15 protein-coding genes and 1 pseudogene are annotated in these 16,643 nt (G+C 71.1%); 14 read left to right on the top strand and 2 right to left on the bottom strand.

The genetic code is table 11. The features are described 5' to 3' along the window. Both pafA and VHU88_04010 read left to right on the top strand, forming a co-directional pair. The coding region (pafA, locus tag VHU88_04015) for a Pup--protein ligase (GenBank protein ID HEX3610831.1) at window positions 1-1,324 on the top strand (1,324 nt) is incomplete at its 5' end. An 84-nt stretch (window positions 1,325-1,408) separates the two neighbouring features. Next, window positions 1,409-2,482 (top strand): FKBP-type peptidyl-prolyl cis-trans isomerase, encoded by a 1,074-nt coding sequence (locus tag VHU88_04010; GenBank protein ID HEX3610830.1) that lies wholly within the window; start codon window positions 1,409-1,411, stop codon window positions 2,480-2,482. A gap of 7 nt (window positions 2,483-2,489) precedes the next feature. On the opposite strand, the gene VHU88_04005 is transcribed toward VHU88_04010, so the two are convergent. Next, on the bottom strand, window positions 2,490-3,566 hold the full coding sequence (locus tag VHU88_04005) for a DUF3866 family protein (GenBank protein ID HEX3610829.1): 1,077 nt from the start codon (window positions 3,564-3,566) through the stop codon (window positions 2,490-2,492). A gap of 127 nt (window positions 3,567-3,693) precedes the next feature. On the opposite strand from VHU88_04005, the gene VHU88_04000 reads away from it, so the two are divergent. From VHU88_04000 to VHU88_03970, 7 genes and pseudogenes are all read left to right on the top strand, one after another. Then, window positions 3,694-4,689 (top strand): WYL domain-containing protein, encoded by a 996-nt coding sequence (locus VHU88_04000; GenBank protein ID HEX3610828.1) that lies wholly within the window; start codon window positions 3,694-3,696, stop codon window positions 4,687-4,689. After that, complete coding sequence (locus tag VHU88_03995) at window positions 4,686-5,639, top strand: WYL domain-containing protein (protein ID HEX3610827.1); 954 nt, start codon at window positions 4,686-4,688, stop codon at window positions 5,637-5,639. The genes VHU88_04000 and VHU88_03995 overlap by 4 nt, the downstream gene beginning before the upstream one ends. 23 nt (window positions 5,640-5,662) lie before the next feature. Next, window positions 5,663-5,881 carry a hypothetical protein gene (locus VHU88_03990; protein ID HEX3610826.1) on the top strand — a complete coding sequence of 73 codons (219 nt, stop codon included), beginning with the start codon at window positions 5,663-5,665 and terminating at the stop codon, window positions 5,879-5,881. Beyond that, a complete protein-coding gene (locus tag VHU88_03985) occupies window positions 5,878-6,063 on the top strand; it encodes a hypothetical protein (GenBank protein HEX3610825.1) in 186 nt (61 codons plus the stop codon). The genes VHU88_03990 and VHU88_03985 overlap by 4 nt, the downstream gene beginning before the upstream one ends. Window positions 6,064-6,162: 99 nt before the next feature. Further along, window positions 6,163-6,291 (top strand): annotated as a pseudogene (locus VHU88_03980) (twin-arginine translocase TatA/TatE family subunit). Between the two features lie 253 nt (window positions 6,292-6,544). Beyond that, the gene (gene tatC / locus VHU88_03975; protein HEX3610824.1) at window positions 6,545-7,291 is read left to right on the top strand and encodes a twin-arginine translocase subunit TatC; all 747 of its coding nucleotides are present in this window, start codon (window positions 6,545-6,547) and stop codon (window positions 7,289-7,291) included. A 20-nt stretch (window positions 7,292-7,311) separates the two neighbouring features. After that, window positions 7,312-10,011, top strand: coding sequence for a DEAD/DEAH box helicase (locus tag VHU88_03970; GenBank protein HEX3610823.1), 2,700 nt, complete (start codon window positions 7,312-7,314; stop codon window positions 10,009-10,011). Window positions 10,012-10,113: 102 nt separating this feature from the next. On the opposite strand, the gene VHU88_03965 is transcribed toward VHU88_03970, so the two are convergent. Further along, window positions 10,114-11,025: a 5'-3' exonuclease gene (locus VHU88_03965; protein HEX3610822.1), complete on the bottom strand. Its 912-nt coding sequence runs from the start codon at window positions 11,023-11,025 to the stop codon at window positions 10,114-10,116. A 41-nt stretch (window positions 11,026-11,066) separates the two neighbouring features. On the opposite strand from VHU88_03965, the gene VHU88_03960 reads away from it, so the two are divergent. From VHU88_03960 to VHU88_03940, 5 genes are all read left to right on the top strand, one after another. Continuing rightward, window positions 11,067-12,182 (top strand): Xaa-Pro peptidase family protein, encoded by a 1,116-nt coding sequence (locus VHU88_03960; protein HEX3610821.1) that lies wholly within the window; start codon window positions 11,067-11,069, stop codon window positions 12,180-12,182. Between the two features lie 22 nt (window positions 12,183-12,204). Beyond that, the gene (locus tag VHU88_03955) at window positions 12,205-12,651 is read left to right on the top strand and encodes an Lrp/AsnC family transcriptional regulator (protein HEX3610820.1); all 447 of its coding nucleotides are present in this window, start codon (window positions 12,205-12,207) and stop codon (window positions 12,649-12,651) included. A 179-nt stretch (window positions 12,652-12,830) separates the two neighbouring features. Further along, window positions 12,831-15,137 carry a hypothetical protein gene (locus VHU88_03950; GenBank protein HEX3610819.1) on the top strand — a complete coding sequence of 769 codons (2,307 nt, stop codon included), beginning with the start codon at window positions 12,831-12,833 and terminating at the stop codon, window positions 15,135-15,137. A gap of 97 nt (window positions 15,138-15,234) precedes the next feature. After that, the gene (locus VHU88_03945; protein HEX3610818.1) at window positions 15,235-15,726 is read left to right on the top strand and encodes a toxin-antitoxin system HicB family antitoxin; all 492 of its coding nucleotides are present in this window, start codon (window positions 15,235-15,237) and stop codon (window positions 15,724-15,726) included. Between the two features lie 43 nt (window positions 15,727-15,769). Beyond that, a complete protein-coding gene (locus VHU88_03940) occupies window positions 15,770-16,615 on the top strand; it encodes a DUF4097 family beta strand repeat-containing protein (protein ID HEX3610817.1) in 846 nt (281 codons plus the stop codon). Window positions 16,616-16,643: the final 28 nt, after the last annotated feature.

Raw genomic sequence — 16,643 nt, 5'->3', positions numbered from 1 at the left:
CGTCACGTGCACGTTCAAGGGCCAGCGCCGGCTGAGCCCAGACGAGGTCGCCCGCTACCTGTTCCGCAAGGTGGTCAGCTGGGGCCGCAGCTCCAACGTGTTCCTGCGCAACGGCGCCCGGCTCTACCTCGACGTCGGCAGCCACCCCGAGTACGCCACGCCCGAGTGCGACGACGTCGCCGAGCTGGTCACCCACGACAAGGCGGGGGAGCGGGTGCTCGAGGGCCTGCTGAAGGACGCCGAGCAGCGACTCCACGACGAGGGCATCGCCGGGGAGATCTACCTCTTCAAGAACAACACCGACTCCGCCGGCAACTCCTACGGCTGCCACGAGAACTACCTCGTCGCGCGCCACGGTGAGTTCTCCCGACTGGCCGACGTGCTGATCCCGTTCCTGGTGACCCGTCAGATCATCTGCGGCGCGGGCAAGGTGCTGCAGACCCCCCGGGGTGCGGTGTACTGCGTGAGCCAGCGCGCCGAACACATCTGGGAAGGCGTCTCCTCGGCGACGACCCGGTCGCGGCCGATCATCAACACCCGCGACGAACCGCACGCCGATGCCGAGCGCTACCGCCGCCTGCACGTGATCGTCGGCGACTCGAACATGTCCGAGACCACGACCTTGCTCAAGGTCGGCTCGACCGATCTGGTGCTGCGGATGATCGAGTCCGGTGTGGTCATGCGGGATCTGACGCTGGAGAACCCGATCCGCGCGATCCGCGAGATCAGCCACGACATGACGGGGCGTCGGAAAGTCCGGTTGGCCAACGGCAAGGAAGCCACCGCGCTGGAGATCCAGGAGGAGTACCTGTCCAAGGCGCGCGACTTCGCGGCCCGGCGGGCTCTGGACGACGGCGTGGTCAAGCGCGTACTCGACCTGTGGGAGCGCACGCTGATGTCCGTCGAGTCCGGCGACCTCGGGCCGGTGGAGCGCGAGATCGACTGGATCACCAAGTACCGGCTGATCGAGAGCTACCGGGCCAAGCACGACCTGGCGCTGTCCTCGCCGCGCGTGGCCCAGCTCGACCTGGCCTACCACGACATCAACCGCCACCGCGGCCTGTACTACCTGCTGGAGAAGAAGGGCAGCGTCGAGCGCGTGGCCCGCGACCTGGCGATCTTCGAGGCCAAGTCGGTGCCCCCGCAGACGACCCGGGCCCGGCTGCGCGGCGAGTTCATCCGCCGCGCGCAGGAGCGCCGGCGCGACTTCACCGTCGACTGGGTGCACCTGAAGCTGAACGATCAGGCGCAGCGCACGGTGCTCTGCAAGGACCCCTTCCGCCACACCGACGAGCGAGTTGAGAAACTCATCGCGTCCATGTGACCGGTTCGGTGCGAAACGGGCCGTGGATTCCCGCTGATTCATGGTGGGATGCCGCAAAGCACACGCCGTGGTGAGGACAGGTCCGTGCGTCGCTCTGGTTCGGTGGTCATCGCCCTTTGCCTGCTGCTGAGCGGGTGCGGCGGCGGTGACAACAAGCAAGCCGCCGGCAAGGCGTGCCAGAACACCGCGGAAACGCAGTGCACCAAGTCGTTCACGAACACGCCGTTCCAGTTCCCGAGCGTCTCCAGCGACCAGGTGGGCGTGGATCCGGCCGTCGCCTCCACCACCAGTCCGCCGGCCGACAGCCAGATGAAGACCCTGCGACCGGGCACCGGCGCGGCTGTCCGAGCTGACGACGAGATCGTCGCGGACTTCCGCGGTCAGGTCTGGGAGACCGGCGGGCAGGTTCAGCCGTTCTTCGACACGTTCGCCAACGGCGTGCCGTACGCGAAACCGGTCTCGGACACCGGCTTCTACTGGACCAAGAAGATCCAGGGCGTCAAGGTCGGTTCGCGGGTGCTGATCGTCATGGCGCCCAAGGACACCTTCGGCATCCACCCGCCGCCCAACTCCGACATGCTGCCCAACGACACGCTGATCTTCGTGGTCGACGTGCTCGGCGCCTTCCCGCGCAAGCAAGGCCCGACCGGCACAGCGGTGGCCCTGCACGAGGCCAAGTTGCCGACGGTGACCGGCACCACCGACCCGAAGGTCGCCGTCCCGGCCGGGACTGCCCCGACCAGCCTGCAGTCGCTGGTCCTGGTCCGCGGCAAGGGCGCCAAGGTCACCGACGGCCAGTGGCTGCTCGTCCAGTACACCGGGCTGGTCTGGAATGACAGCAAGGTGTTCGACTCGACCTGGACGCGCAAGGAGGGGGCGACTCCCGAGGCGATTCGGATGGCCGCCCCGGGTCAGTTGAACGGCCAGCCGGCTCCGGGTGAGGTCCCCGGGGTGGTCAAGGGGCTGGTCGGACACACCGTCGGTAGCCGGGTACTGATCGTGATCCCGCCCGGTCAGGGTTACGGGAAGACGGGGCTGCCGTCAGCCGGGATCAGCGGCACCGACACCTTGGTGTTCGTGATCGACATCCTCGGCTCGTACCGGACCGGCGCGATCCAGACGCCGACGCCGACGCCGACCAGCACCAGCGCGAACTGACGGCGCCTCAGGCCAGCAGCGCGGCCGCGTGCCGCCCGGCCGCGGCCGCGGCCAGGAAGCAGGCCGGGTCGTCGGCCGGACCGCGGCCCATCGAGGAGCACCGCACCGGGCCGGACAGCAGAACGTCGAGCAGTCCGGCGGGGTCGACCTCGACCAACCGGTGCCGGTCGCCCAACGCCTTGGCCGCCGCGTGCAGCGCGGTGCCGAACGGACCGGGCAGCGTGGGGACCACGACGTCGGCAGACATCAGCGCCACCCGGCCGTAGGCGGTCAGGCTGTGGTGCGAGATCCCGCGGTGCCGCTCCCGCGGGTCGGCCTGCGAGACTCGCAGCGCCCCGACCGGTCGGCCACCGAGCACGACCGCCGCATTGACCGCCTCCCCGACGGCAACCCCGGAGAAGCCCCAGCGGGTGTCGGTGCCAAGGTTTCCCGGGCCCTGGGCGACCACGATCACCTCGGCGTGCAGCAGGGCGGTGGCCACCAGCAGGCCGGAGTGCAGCGAGACGCAGTCGACGTCGCCCCCGTACGCCTGGCCGGTGCTGACCACACCGGCCAGCAGGCCGGCCTCCCGAAGCGCGGCCGCCGCGCGGGACAGCACGGCCGGCAGGGCCGCGCCATCGGTCATCACGTGGACCACGCGGGTGCCCGGCCGGTCGTGGGCCACCGCCAGGCAGATCGGGGCCAGCGAGGAGTGCAGGTCGGCGGTGATCACCGGCACCCCACCGAGGTCGTCGGCCTCCTGAAGCATTCGGTGATGCGCGCTGTCCGGCTCTTCCGGGCCGGCCACCATGGGTTGCAGCGGCATGTAGCGCGCCTTGACCAGGTGGCCCGCGGACGGTGCGTCGTCGGGCAGCCGGTCCGGCAGTGCGACCACCATCGCGTGCCCGCCGGTGCCCAGCCCCTGCAGCACAGCATTGACGTTCAGCAGGACCGTGTCGCCGGGCCGGGGCGTGCCGACCAGGTCGGTGTAGGCCAGCGCCCGGCGCCGCTCGGGGCTTGGGCCGTCGACGACGACGTCGACTTCGACCACGCCGGGCCATTCGTCCAGCACGGCGTCGACCATCCCGCGCCGCCAGCGGATCATGGACCCCAAGGTACGCCCCCAGACAGCATCTTCTGCCGTGTCGCGCGCCTCTCGAACGCGTCGAAGGGCGCGCGACACGGCAGAAGATGGGTCCTCCCCGTAAGGTCGGAGCGGAGGTGGTGCCCGGGTGTCGGCGAAGCGCACGGAGCGGTTGCTGAACCTCACCATCTGCCTGCTCGCGGCGCGGCGATTCCTGACGAAGGACCAGATCCGGCAGGCCGTCCCGGACTACGCCCGGTGCGCCACCGAAGAGGCCTTCGAGCGGATGTTCGAGCGCGACAAGGATGAGCTGCGCGAGCTCGGCATCCCGTTGACCACCGGCACCCAGGGCGCGTTCTTCGGCGACGAGCTCGGCTACCGCATCGACCGCGACGCCTACTCGCTGCCCGAGGTCTCGTTCAGCCCCGAGGAACTGGCGGTGCTCGGCCTGGCGGCTCGGGCCTGGCAGCAGGCCTCGCTGTCGCATGCCGCGGGGACCGCGGTGCTCAAGCTGGGCGCGACCGGCGTCGAACCGGATGCCGATGCCGTGCTCGGCCTCGAACCCCGGGTCGGGGCCACCGCGACCTGGTTCGCCGACCTGTGGGCCGCCGTGCGCGACCGCTACCCCGTCTCGTTCGAGTATCGGGGCCCGCGCGACGCGGCACCTGCCCGCCGCCGGGTCGAGCCGTGGGGGCTGCTGTCCCGCGGCGGCCGGTGGTACCTGGTCGCCGCCGACCTCGACCGGCGCGCGGTTCGCGTGTTCCGGGTCGACCGCGTCGGCGGCCCGGTCACGCCGGAGGGCTCCGACGGGTCGGTGACCGTCCCGCCCGGCACGGATCTGCGCGAGCACCTGGCCCGGCTCAGCCCACCGGAGCCCCGCGCGGTGGCCACGGTGCGCGTCCGCGCCGACGCCGGTTTCGGGCTGCGGCGCGACGCCGTCACCAGCAAGCCGCTGGACGACGAGTGGGACCTGCTTGAGGTGCCCTACGGCGATGTCGAGCAGTTGGCCGCGGAACTGGTCGCGTACGGACCGGCGGTCGTCGTGACCGGGCCGGAGGAGTTGCTGGCAGCCGTCGTCGGGCGGCTGCGCGCGCTGGTCGAGGCCGCGGACCGCGCGGCGACGCCGGCCGGAGGAGGGGCATGACCACCGCGGCCGATCGGCTCACGCGCCTGCTCGCGCTGGTGCCGTACCTGCTCAACCGGCAGGGCATCCCGCTGGCCACCGCGGCCCGTGACGCCGGCATCAGCGAGGCGCAACTGGTCAAGGACCTGGAGCTGCTGTTCGTCTGCGGGCTGCCCGGGCACATGCCGGACGACCTGATCGATGCCGAGTGGGATTCCGGTCAGGTCTACCTGTCCAACGCCGACACGATCGGCCGGCCGCTGCGGCTGGGCATCGACGAGGTCGCCGCGTTGCTGGTCGGGCTGCGACTGCTCGCCTCCTTGCCGGGCATCAGCGACCGCGCGGCGCTGGACAGCGCGGTGGCCAAGCTGCAGGAGGTGGCCGGCTCGGTCGCCGGCGACGTCGCGGGCCGCCTCGACCTGGCCGGGGGCGACGAGACGCCGGAGGCGGTGCTGGCGCAGACCCGGCGCGCCCTCGTCGAGGGCCGCAGGCTGCACCTGCGCTACTGGGTGCCGGGGCGCGACGAGGCGACCGAGCGCGACGTCGATCCGGTGCGGATCGCGATCGTCGAGGGCCACACCTACCTGGAGGGCTGGTGCCACCGGGCCGAGGACGTCCGACTGTTCCGGCTGGACCGGGTCCTCGCGTTGCAGGTGCTCGACGTGCCGGCCGATCCGCCCCGGGCACCGCACCGCGACCTCGACGGCGGACTGTTCCGCGCCTCGCCGGAGGACACCGTCGCGACCCTGTACCTGGCGCCCGAGGCGCGGTGGGTGACTGAGTACTACCCGTGCGACTCGGTCGAGGACCTTCCGGACGGCTCGACCATCGTTCGGCTGCGCACCGCGGGCCCGGACTGGATCGTGCGACTCGCGCTCCGACTCGGCCCGGCTGCGGCGGTGGTTGATCCGCCGCGGATTGCCGATACGGTGCGGGAACGCGCGCTGGCGACGCTGGCGCAGTACGGGTAGCGGCCGTGACGTCGGGAGAGTGGATGACCACTCAGCTCAAGGTGACCTGCCCCGCGTGCGGGCATGTCCGGGTGCCGACCGAGGACGTCCGGATAGTGGTCGGCGAACCGCCCAAGAGCTCCTACTACGTGTTCACCTGCCCGGAGTGCACGAAGCGCGTGCGTCGGCCGGTCACCGAGGACGTCGTGGACGAGTTGGTCTCCCGCGGGGTCCCCTCGGTTCGGACGGTGATGGGCGCATGACCATGGTGCTGGTCTGGGTGGTCGCGGGCGTGCTCGGTGTCGCGGTGCTGGTCGTGCCCGCGTTACGCCTGTGGCGGGAGGTTCGCACACTGGGCCGTACGGTCAAGCAGGTGTCGCGGGACATCGGCGACGCGCGTGAGGGACTCGATGCCGTGACCCGCGACCTGCCCCGCCGGTACTGACCGCTCGACCCGAACCGGACGCCGGTCGGCGCCGAATGCTGTGACGGATCATGTCGAGGACCAGCCCCCAGGTAACCTGGACCCGACGGAGGAGGACTTGTGGGCAGAGGGCTAGAGCTCTTCCTGCTGATACTCGTAGGAACGCTGCTGTTCGGGGCCAAGCGCCTGCCCGGTGCGGCCAAGGCGTTGGGTGAGTCGATCAACATGTTCAAGAAGTCGGTCAAGGACGAGCCCGACCCGAATCGACCTCCGACGGTGATCCCCGGAAAGGTTGAACCCGACCCCGGCAAGGATCAGGGCCGGGACCCAGGTGCCTGAATCGGTGACCCGTACGACGAGGGGTTGCGGCGAGCGAGCTTGCGAGTGAACCAGTGACGCAGTCCGCGCCACCTTCGGCTGTGCACCGAGGATCGGTGGCGCGGCGGTGACAGCAGGCACTCGTGACGCCCCCGGTCGCGGTTCCGCCTCCAACTCGGCTCGCATGCCCTTGGTGGAGCACCTGCGGGAGTTGCGCAACCGGCTGATCAAGGCGCTGCTCGCCGTGGGTGCGGGAGCGATCCTGGGCTGGGTTCTCTACAACCCGATCGTGCACGCCCTGATCCGGCCCGTGTGCCAGGCCAACGTCCACGGCGTGGCCACCGGGAAGTGCGGCGCGCTGGTGGTCACCGGCGTCGTCGGGCCGTTCTCCTTGCAGATCAAGGTGGCCTTGTTCGCCGGGTTGGCGATCGCCTGCCCGGTCTGGCTCTACCAACTGTGGGCGTTCCTGGCCCCGGGGCTGCACCGGCACGAGAAGCGCTGGGCCTATGGCGTGGTCGCGGTCGGAGTGCCGCTGTTCGCGCTCGGGGCCGGGCTCGCCTACCTGATCCTGCCCACCGCGGTCCGCGTCCTGCTGGGCCTCGCGCCGGCCGACGTGCACAACCAGGTGCCGTTGGACGACTACCTCAACTTCGTGCTGCGGATGCTGTTCGTCTTCGGCATCTCCTTCGAGCTGCCGTTGATCCTCGTGCTGGCCAACCTCGCCGGGATCCTCTCGGCCAAGCGCATCCGTTCGTGGTGGCGCGGGATGGTGTTCGGCATCTTCGTGTTCGCCGCCGTCGCGACCCCGACCGGCGACCCGGGCACGATGAGCGCGATGGCGGTGCCGATGGTCCTGCTGTACGGGATCGCGGTAGGGATCACGACAATGGTCGACCGCCGCAGGGCCCGACGGGACGAAGTCGAGAGCTGACCTTCTGCGAGGCTGACCGAATGTCTTCGCCCGCCGAGCGGTACGCGGCTGCGCGCGTGCGCGCCGCGGAGCAGGGCACTGTGCTGCACCGGTTCCGGGAAGCGCTGCCGTTCCCGCTCGACGACTTCCAGGTCAGGTCCGCCCAGGCACTGGAGTCCGGCGCCGGGGTGCTGGTCGCCGCGCCGACCGGTGCCGGCAAGACCGTGGTCGGGGAGTTCGCCGTCGAACTCGCCCTGGACTCCGGCCGCAAGTGCTTCTGGACCAGCCCGATCAAGGCGCTGTCCAACCAGAAGTTCGCCGACCTGGTGGCGCGGCACGGTGCGGCCAAGGTCGGCCTGCTGACCGGCGACAACACGATCAACGGCGAGGCCCCGGTGGTGGTCATGACCACCGAGGTACTGCGCAACATGCTCTACTCCGGGTCGCACACCCTGCGCGGGCTGGGCTTCGTGGTCATGGACGAGGTGCACTACCTGGCCGACCCGTTCCGCGGCGCCGCCTGGGAGGAGGTGATCATCCACCTCCCGGAGTCGGTGACGTTGGTGTCGCTGTCGGCCACCGTCTCCAACGCCGAGGAGTTCGGTGAGTGGCTGAAGACCGTGCGCGGCCACACCGAGGTGATCGTCTCCGAGCACCGGCCGGTACCGCTGTGGCAGCACGTCCTTGTGCGCGACCAGATTGTCGACCTGTTCGTCGACGACGGGCAGAAGCAACTCAACCCGGACCTGGTCCGGTTGGCGCGGCGCGGCGCCTGGGGCGACGGTCCGCCGCGCCGGGGCCAACGGCGCCAGGGCGGTCGGCCCAACGGGGTGCCGAGTCGGGCCGAGGTCGTCGCCCGGCTGGAACGGTCGGGACTGCTGCCGGCGATCACGTTCATCTTCAGCCGGGCCGGGTGCGACGCCGCGGTGCAGCAGTGCCTGCGGGCCGGCTTGCGGCTCAACGGCCCGGGGGACCGCGAGACGGTGCGTTCGGTGGCCGAGCGGGCCTGCGCGAGCATCCCGGAGTCCGACCTGGTCGTGCTGGGCTGGTCGGAGTGGCTGGACGGGCTCGAGCGCGGCGTCGCAGCCCATCACGCGGGCATGCTCCCGGCGTTCCGGGAAGTCGTCGAGGAACTGTTCGTACGCGGCCTGGTCAAGGCGGTTTTCGCCACCGAGACCCTCGCGCTGGGCATCAACATGCCGGCCCGGGCCGTCGTGCTGGAGAAGCTGGTCAAGTTCAACGGCGAGACCCACGCCGACATCACGCCGGGGGAGTTCACCCAGCTCACCGGTCGGGCCGGGCGCCGCGGCATCGACGTCGAAGGCCACGCGGTCGTGCTCTGGCACCCGGACATGGACCCGCGGGCGGTCGCCGGGCTGGCCTCGGCCCGGACTTTCCCGCTGCGGTCGAGCTTCCGGCCTTCGTACAACATGGCCGTCAACCTGGTCGGGCAACTGGGTCGGGTCCGCGCGCGGGCGTTGTTGGAGACCTCCTTCGCCCAGTTCCAGGCCGACCGCTCGGTGGTCGGTGTGGCCGCGCAGATCCGCAAGCAGGACGAGGGTCTGACGGGCTATCAGGAAGCCGCCGAATGCGATCGGGGCGACTTCGCGGAGTACTTCGCGCTACGGACCACGCTCAGCGAGCGCGAGACCGCATTGGCCAAGCAGCGCTCCCGCGACGGCCGCGCCCAGGTCGGAAGCTCGTTGACCAAGCTGCGCCGCGGCGATGTCGTGCTGGTGTCCCGCGGCCGCTTCGCCGGCCTGGCCGTCGTGTTGGACAACGTGCACGACGTCGACGGCGTCCCGGCCCGCCTGATGGTGCTGACCGCCGACAAGCAGTACCGGCGGTTGACCGAGGCCGACTTCACCGGGCCGGTCGAGCCGGTGGAGAAGCTGCGGATCCCGAAGTCGTTCAACCCGCGGGCCGCCCTCGATCGCCGCGACCTGGCCGCGACCGTGCGCAACAAGGTCGCCGAGCCGAAGGTGCGGCGCAGCCGTCCGGACCGCGCGGCCGAGGACGACGAGGTCGCGCAGCTGCGTCGGGAGATCCGTTCGCACCCGTGCCACTCCTGCCCGGACCGGGAGGACCACGCCCGCTGGGCCTCGCGGCACAAGCAGCTGACCCGCGAGACCGAACGGCTGCGGACGCAGGTCTCGACCCGCACCGGCACGATCGCCCGCACCTTCGACCGGGTCTGCTCGACCCTGCAGACGTTGGGCTACCTGGACGGCGACACTGTGACGCCGCAGGGCAGACGGCTGGCGCGGCTCTACACCGAACTGGACCTGCTGGCCGCCGAGTGCCTGCGCCGCGGCCTGTGGTCCGGGCTGGGCCCGGCAGAGTTGGCCGCGTGCGTCTCGGCGCTGGTCTACGAGTCGCGGACCAAGGACGAGGCGCCACCGCCGAACATCCCGGACGGCCAGGTGCGCGACACGCTCAGCGCGATGGTGCGGACCTGGAGCGAGCTGGAGCGCGTCGAGCGGGATCACAAGGTGGCGTTCCTGCGCGAGCCCGACCTCGGCTTCGTGCGGGCCACGCACCGCTGGGCCGCGGGCCGGTCGCTGGAGGCGGTGCTGCGCGAGGCGGACCTGTCGGCCGGCGACTTCGTCCGCTGGTGCAAGCAATTGATCGACCTGCTCGGCCAGCTCGCCGCGGCCGCCGAACCCGACGTGGCCGCCGTGGCCGAGGCGGCCATCGCTGCGGTGCGCCGCGGGGTCGTGGCGTACTCCTCGGTGGCCTGATCCGCCGACCTTCCCCATCTTCTGCCGTGTCGCGCGCCGTTCCCGCTTCGGGTAGGGCGCGCGACACGGCAGAAGATGCGAGTTTTGGGCGAGGAGCGACCCTCAGGACAAGGCCATCTGGAGCGCCTCCAGCACCCGGTTGCACGGGCCCCCGAGGCCCCAGTGGTCCGAGAGCGCAAGCAGGGTCTCGGGCTCGCGGGGGAACGCCGGCAGGGTGGCGTCGAGGGCGGGTATCGGCAGGTCCCGCACGACGTCGACGACGCGGGGCGCGACGGCCAGGTACTCGGCGGCGGCGAGAATCTTGCGCCGCACCCCGACGGCCATCGGCGAGCTCGGGTCGGCCGCGGCGGCCAGCACGCCGGGGACGTCGGTGTAGGCCGAGACCAGCGCGGCCGCGGTCTTCTCCCCGACCCCGGGCACGCCGGGCAGGCCGTCGCTGGGGTCGCCGCGCAGCGCCGCGAACGCCGCGTAACCGCGTCCCGGAATCTCGTACTTGGCGCTGACCGCGGCCTCGTCGTAGATCTGCAGATTGCGCACGCCCTTGGCGATGTACAGCACCCGGACCGCGCGGGAGTCGTCGACCAACTGGAACAGGTCGCGGTCGCCGGTGACCACGTCGACCGGGCCGTCGGCCTGCGTCGCCAGCGTCCCGATCACGTCGTCGGCCTCGTAGCCGGGGACGCCGAGGTACGCGATCCCGAGCGCGTCAAGGACCTCGAGCATGATCGGCACCTGCGGGCTCAGCTCGTCCGGGATCTCCTCCGCGCCCTGGGCGGCGACCCGGTGGGTCTTGTACGACGGGATCGCGTCGACGCGGAACTGCGGACGCCAATCGGCGTCCAGGCAGGCCACGAGACGATTCGGCCGACGCAACCGGACCAGGTAGGAAATGAAGTCCAGCAAGCCGCGCACGGCGTTGACGGGGGATCCGTCCGGTGCCCGGAACGTGTCCGGCACCCCGAAGAACGCCCGGAAGTACAACGAGGGCGCGTCCAGCAGCATCGTTTCGGCCACGCCGCAGCCTCCCAGAAGCCCCGCCTGAAAGGATTGCCGACATGTCATCGGCTGCCGAGTTCTCCGCCCGTCTGGCCCGCGCCCGTTCCGCTACGGCGGCGGCCGGCCTCGACGCCGTCCTGGTCACTCCCGGCCCGGACCTGCGCTACCTCACCGGTTACGTCGCCAAGCCGCTGGAGCGGCTGACCTGCCTGGTGGTGCCGGCCGGCGCCGACCCGGTGCTGATCGTGCCGTTCCTGGAGCGCGCGGCCGCCGAGGCCGCAGGCATCGCCGACCTCGGGCTGCGCATCGCCGATTGGCAGGAGACCGAGGACCCGATCGTGCTGGTCGGGAAGATCCTCGGGCCGGGCGTGCGCAACTACGGTGTCGACGACCACATGTGGGCCGAGAAGGTGCTGCGACTGCGCGCCGGCATCCCGGGCGTGGAGCAGCGCCTGGCCGGCGAGGTACTGCGCGATCTGCGCATCCGCAAGACCGCCGCCGAGATCGAAGCGCTGCGCGAGGCCGGCGCGGCCATCGACCGCGTCCATGACCGGATCGGCGAGTGGCTGCGGCCAGGCCGAACCGAGCGGGAGATCGGTCGCGACATCGCCGACGCGATCGTGGCCGAGGGCCACGTGCGGGCCGACTTCGTGATCGTCGGCTCCGGCCCGAACGGGGCCAGCCCGCACCACGACGTCTCCGACCGGGTCGTCGAGGTCGGCGACGTGGTGGTCGTCGACATCGGCGGGACCACCGAGGCCGGCTACTGCTCGGACTCCACCCGGACCTACGCGGTGGGCGAGCCGGACCCGGAGTTCCGCAGGTACTACGCCGTGTTGCTCGAGGCCCAGGAGGCCGCCTGCGAGGCAGTGCGGCCGGGCATCGGCGCGCAGGAGGTCGACCGGGTCGCCCGCGGCGTGATCGAGGCCGGCGGCTACGGCGAGTACTTCGTCCACCGCACCGGACACGGCATCGGCCTGGAGGGCCACGAGCATCCGTACATAGTCGAGGGCAACACCGAGCTGCTCGAGCCGGGAATGGCGTTCTCGGTCGAGCCCGGGATCTATCTCCCGGCCCGGCACGGCGCGCGGATCGAGGACATCCTGGTGTGCACGGCCGACGGCGGGGAACGGTTGAACCTGACGACGCGGGAGTTGCAGGTCCTGCCCGCCTGAACGAAACAGTTAGGTTGGCAGTGTGGAGGACTTGGACCGACAGATAGTCGAGTTGCTGTGCGCCGACGGCCGGATGAGCTTCACCGACCTCGGCAAGGCGACCGGGCTGTCCACCTCGGCGGCGCAGCAGCGGGTCCGCCGGCTCGAGCAGCGCGGGATCGTCCGCGGCTACTGCGCGGTCGTCGACCACGAGGCGATCGGCCTGCCGTTGACCGCTTTCATCTCCATCAAGCCGATCGACCCGGCCGCGCTGGACGACATCCCCGTCCGGCTGGCCGACGTCAGCGCGATCGAGGCCTGCCACAGCGTCGCCGGGGATGAGAACTACATCCTCAAGGTGCGGGTTGCCACGCCCGGTGAGCTGGAGGGTCTGCTCGCCCAGATCCGCAGCACGGTCAACGTCTCCACCCGCACGACGGTGGTGCTCTCCACCCCCTACGAGGGCCGGGCACCGCGTCCGGTCGGCTGACCCGGGCCCCGGCCGGCGCAGGCCGGGAACATTTGGGTATCCATGCCGGCTGCGCCGACCGTCACCAAGTGCAGCCGGAAGTAGGAGACCAGGGCCTGAAGGCTCTTTTTCTCTCCCTACTTCCGGCCGTATTGGTAAATCAGGACGCCCCGGGACGAACCGGGCGCAAGGGTGGGGCCATGCGTGCCTTGCGCCTCGCCACGGCCGCCGTCGTGATCTGCGGCGCCACCGTGGTGGGCGGGGCGGCCGCCCGGGCCGAAGCCCCCGACACCGATCGAACCGAGCCGGCCGCGGACATCGGCGAACTGCCCGGCAACGTCACCTACCGCCTCGACTCGTCGATCCCGGCAACGCTGGCCGCCTGGCGACGCACTCCCGCCGGAACGCTGCAGACCACCACCGCGAACGGGGCGACGCCGCAGGTCGGGAGCAAGCGGATGTGGCCGGCGCTGGACTCGGAGAAGGGCACGATCTACACCAAGGAATTCACCCTGCGCGGGGTCGGCCACCACATCGAGGTCTGGGTGGCCACCGGCCCGGCGCCGGACGGCACCGTCGGCACCGATTTCCCGGCCGGCGACTGCCGCGGCGGCGTGCCGGGCAGCACCATGGTCACCGACGCGCAGATCACCGCGCTGATGCACGAGTACGACGGCACGATCCTGCCCAAGGAGTCCGCGGCGTTCAGCGTCGCACCGGGCCGCGACGGCTCGCAGCGGTCGGCCGACAGCACCGTGCAGGGGCTCGACTTCTCCGGCGACGGCACGAAGGTCGTGACGCTGGTCGACAACGTCCGCGACGCCAACTTCTATGACTTCCCGAAGAACCAGACCTACGTGGCCGGGTTCTTCTCCCCGCAGTTCAACGATCTGACGGGGCGTAATGTCATGACGATCGACGCCTACGACTGGGCGCACCGCACCGGCGACAACCCGCCGGACCAACCCGACGCGGACCTGTGCAAGTCCCGACCGGCCCGACCTCGGCTCTACGAGGGGATCTTCGCCCACGAGTACCAGCACCTGCTCGAGTACTACGTCGACCCGAACGAGCACACCTGGGTCAACGAGGGCCTCTCGGACTACGCGATCGGCCTGACCGGCTACGCCTCGACCACGCACACGGTCTTCGACCGGAAGTTCGAGAGCCACCTGGTCTGCTACGACGGTTTCGGCACCGTGCGGACCAGGTACAACCCGAACCCGCAGCCGTGCGGCGGGCCCGAGAACTCCCTGACGGTGTGGGGCGACGAGGGCACCGGCTCGGAGATCCTCGCCGACTACGGCATCGCCTGGTCGTTCATGATCTATCTGCACGACCACTTCGGCGCGGCGATCCTCGAGTTCCTGCACCGCGACGGCCGGCACCAGGGTGTGGCCGGCGTGCAGGCCGCGCTGGACCGATATGGCCACGGCGCGAAGTTCGCCGAGGTCCTGCACGACTTCGAGCTCTCCACGTTGCTGGACCGGCTGCTCAAGCACGGCACCGTGACCGGCGTGGCCCGCGACAAGGTGACCTCATCCGGGCTGAACGCCGCGGTGAACCTGGCCAACCCGGCCGCCTACGCAAAACCCGGAGCGGCACCGAACGGCGCGGACTACGTCGCGTTGCGCACCGCCGCCGGACCGCTGGCGGGCACCGGCCTGACGGGGCTGGCGTTCTCCGGAGCCCGGGCGCTGGACGCCGAACCGCTGTTGTGGCGGGCCGTGCCGCGCACGCCGTTGCTGTCGCCGGTGAACCCGCCCGGCGTGCCCGGGCAACAGCCTGCCGCGCCGATCAGCCCGCCGGACCTCGGCCCGTTGCCGACCGACCACCCCGCACTGTTCAGCGGCAACGCCCCGGCCAGCGACGTGACGATGGCGTTCCGCACGACGGTTCCGCTCGACGACCCGGTGTTGAGCTACACCTCGAGCTGGAGCATGGAGAACGGCTTCGACTGGGGCTACACGGTCGTCTCCACCGACGGCGGCAAGACGTACGAAACGCTCGCCAACACCAACACCCGGACTGCGAGCGCACCCGCCCCGGCCGGACCAGGCCTGACCGGCAGCGCCCCGATCCCGGTCACCCAGAGCTTCGATCTGACGCCGTACGCGGGCCGGTCGGTCATCCTCGGGTTCCGCTATTGGAGCGACCCGATGGTGAATTCCGGCGGGTGGTACGTCGACGAGGTCCACGTCGGGCACACCTTGATCAGCGACGGCTCCTCGACCGGCCCGTTCGCCTCGCCCGGGCAGCTGAACCCGACCCCGGTCGAGCACTGGTCGATGGCGCTGGTCGGCATCGACGCCGCGCACCACCGGGCGCTGGTCCGCCGGGTCGACGGGGCCTTCGACTTCACCCTGACCGCCGCGGTGATCCACGAATTCGCGACGTATCCGGAACTGGTGGCCGTGGTCTCCTGCGACGACCCGACCGAGACGCAGCAGACCTACGCGCCCTACACGCTGCGGGTAAACGGGGTGGTGCAGCCCGGCGGGCGTTGACCGCGGTGCACCCCAGGTATGAGAGAACAACGCTGCGATCATCGATGATCTGAGCGAAGCGCTTGCCACGACATCATCGTGACGTCACTATGACGTCATGGATTTGAGCGGGCACGTCGCGCGACTGCACTCCGAACTGCTCGTCGCCGCGGGCCCGGGCGACCCGGCCGTAGCCGCGGCGGCGGAGCGGTTCGCCTCGGCCCTGGACGCCGGCTTCCGGCTCACGCTGCTCGAGGCCCTGGCCGAGGCGGCCGAGGAGATCACCCGCGAACTGGCGCCCGGCTCCGTCGAGGTCCGCCTGCGGGGGCGCGAGCCCGAGTTCGTCGTCAACCCGCCGCCGGACTACCGGGTGGCCGTCCCGCTCGCCTCGGCCCGCCCGGCCGAACTCGACGACGCCACCGCCCGCCTGACCCTCCGGCTGCCCGAGCAGCTCAAGGCACAGGTCGAAGCCGCGGCCGCGGCCGAGGGCCTGTCCGTCAACGCCTGGCTGGTCCGCACGGTTGCGGCCGTCGTGAATCCCACCGAACCCTCCGATCCGGCCACCGACTGGCCGACCGGACGAAATCACCTGCGCGGCTGGGTGCGCTGACCCGCACCCCCGCCGGCCACTTCTTCTCCACCGGAGGTCGACCATGCCCACTTTCCAAACCCCCGAGCCGATCGGGGTCCGGGTCTGCCTGCAGGCAGGTGCCGTCGCGATTCGGACCAGCACGGCCGGCGTGACCAGCGTCGAGGTGCAACCGGCCGACCCGGCCTCGCAGGCCGACGTCGCCGCAACGAGCGCGACCCGGGTCGACTGCGATCGCCGCCGCCTGACCATCGAGGCCCCGCGCCACAAGTGGTGGCAGGCGTTCGGCGCAGGAGCGTCGGTCGCGGTCACCGTCGAGGTGCCCGAGGGCAGCCGCCTGGAACTGCATGGCGGCGCGGTCTACTTCGACTGCACCGGTCGCTACGGCGAGACCAGGATCCAGATCGCCTCCGGCCACGTCGTCCTCGGCACCACCGGCCCGATCAAGGCCGACACGGCCTCCGGCGACGTGGTGGCCGACCGGGTGCTCGGCGACCTGCGGGTGCGCTCGGCCTCCGGCAACGTACGGGTCGGCGAGGTCACCGGCACCGTCGACGTTAAGTCGGCGTCCGGGAATGTGACGCTGGGTCAGACCGGCGGCGACGTCCGACTGATCGGCGCATCCAGCGACGTGAACCTGGACCGGGCGCTGTCCTCGGTCGGGATCAAGCTGGCTTCGGGCAACGTCCGGATCGGCTCGGCGCTACGGGGCTCGATCAGCCTGCACGCGGCCTCCGGCGGCCTGGAGCTCGGGGTGCCGGAGGGGACCGCCGCGAAGCTGGACGTCACCTCCGGGTCGGGCCGCGTGCACAGCTCGCTACCGCCCGCGTCCGGGCCGGCACCTGCCGACCAGCTGCTCGAGGTGCACGTCCGCACCGGTTCCGGAGACGTACTGGTGCACCGCGCCTGACGCACCCTCAGCGCAGGCTCCGTCAGCT

The organism is Sporichthyaceae bacterium (assembly GCA_036269075.1).
Taxonomy (GTDB): domain Bacteria; phylum Actinomycetota; class Actinomycetes; order Sporichthyales; family Sporichthyaceae; genus DASQPJ01.
The sequence above is the reverse complement of the archived record's forward strand: the minus strand, read 5'-3'. Positions and strand labels throughout refer to the sequence as shown.